This is a genomic window from Cysteiniphilum litorale (assembly GCF_003428165.1).
Classification (GTDB): domain Bacteria; phylum Pseudomonadota; class Gammaproteobacteria; order Francisellales; family Francisellaceae; genus Caedibacter; species Caedibacter litoralis.
The window spans coordinates 1-1,056 of the sequence record NZ_QLIQ01000138.1 but is presented as its reverse complement, the minus strand read 5'-3'; the positions used below and the strand labels follow the sequence as shown (position 1 = coordinate 1,056).

The window sequence follows — 1,056 nt, the reverse complement described above, 5'->3', positions numbered from 1 at the left end:
CTTAACCGTTAATTTACGTAAAACACTGGGCAGCTTAAAAATTAGAATGCCTGATTTAATACCCGTCTCTATGCTCCTGACTCACTGGATAAAAACCAATGAATATCCGCAAGAGTTAACCATAGAAGATCAGTGTGTATTGCAGGATAACAACAATGATGGCGGTGTTATTCGTTGTCAGCGACAAAATTTATTTACCGATGATATTATCTCTTTGATTGACTCTGGCAGAGAAGTCACACAATTAGCGTTGTCATGGCAAGATGAACTATCTTTTGTACTTAATGATGAGTTTATGATTAAATCGCTTAAATTTCTGGAGCTAGTCCAGGACAAGGCCAATGATATTGTCACTGAATCTGAGATAGAGCGGTTCGATGCTGATTTTGTCATTATGACAGAAACCCTACGTCATTTTATAGAATTCATGATGGGTGTGTTTAGCAAAACAGCAGAAATAACAGAAATAATAGAAGCAAAAGAAGCAAGAAAAACCGAAGAAGTCTTAACAATTAAAAGTTAGAGAAATAAAATGAGTAAGCAGGTAGCAAAGGCAGATAGCTTTGCAGCATCAAAACATAACGGACAGCTAAGAAAGTACACGGGAGAGCCTTATATTGTTCATCCTCGTGCTGTAAAAGCGCTTGTAAGTCAGGTTGATCATACCGAAGAAATGCTGATTGCTGCATTGCTACACGACACGGTAGAAGACACGGAGACTAAACTATCAGAAATAGAAGCGCTTTTTGGCAAAGAGGTTGCTGAGCTTGTTTATTGGCTAACTGATGTAAGTCAGCCAGATGACGGCAATAGAGCGATCAGAAAAGCTTTAGACAGAGCGCATATCTCAAAAGCACCACCAGCTGCTAAAACAATCAAAATAGCGGATCTAATTGATAACTCTAAATCGATTTTTCAGTATGATAAACAATTTGGTAAAGTTTACTTTAAAGAAAAAATATTGCTGCTAGAAGTGTTAAAAGAAGGTGATCAAACCTTACTAGATATGGCGCATAAGATTATTGCTGATCAGCATTGGGACTGTTGAAAGATGAA

2 protein-coding genes are annotated in these 1,056 nt (G+C 37.5%); both read left to right on the top strand.

The features are described 5' to 3' along the window. Positions 1-523: recombination-associated protein RdgC (locus tag DNJ75_RS14905; RefSeq protein WP_170137247.1), on the top strand; the 523-nt coding region annotated here is incomplete at its 5' end. A gap of 9 nt (positions 524-532) precedes the next feature. Next, entirely contained in the window at positions 533-1,048 is a 516-nt protein-coding gene (locus tag DNJ75_RS14900) for an HD domain-containing protein (RefSeq protein WP_117004196.1), read from the top strand. The last annotated feature ends 8 nt before the right edge of the window (positions 1,049-1,056 follow it).

What these genes read in the sequence shown, in the direction of transcription:
- DNJ75_RS14900 (WP_117004196.1), top strand. Translation starts at nt 533, where the DNA reads ATGAGTAAGCAGGTAGCAAAGGCAGATAGCTTTGCAGCATCAAAACAT.